The sequence below is a fragment of the Paenibacillus woosongensis genome (assembly GCF_009725165.1).
Taxonomy (GTDB): Bacteria; Bacillota; Bacilli; order Paenibacillales; family Paenibacillaceae; genus Fontibacillus; species Fontibacillus woosongensis.
Genome location: NZ_WNZW01000074.1, coordinates 1 through 216, shown reverse-complemented (window position 1 = coordinate 216; position 216 = coordinate 1). Strand labels below are relative to the sequence as shown.

Below are 216 nucleotides of genomic sequence, written 5' to 3'. Positions count from 1 at the left end.
AAGGTGCGGCTGGATCACCTCCTTTCTATGGAGAATCGTTCTCTGCAACGAGAACATTCAAATATTACGGACGACGAAAGTCGCCGGATGCTCACTCGTTGGTCAGTTTTGAGAGTTCAACTCTCAAGCGTTTGGTGGCAATGGCGGAGGGGTTCCACACGTACCCATCTCGAACACGACCGTTAAGCCCTCCAGCGCCGATGGTACTTGGACCGC

Annotated in this window: 1 rRNA gene; it reads left to right on the top strand. The window is 53.2% G+C overall.

The window, feature by feature from the left end:
• Positions 1-130 precede the first annotated feature (130 nt).
• A 5S ribosomal RNA gene (rrf, locus tag GNP95_RS25640) occupies positions 131-216 on the top strand; the annotation flags it as partial.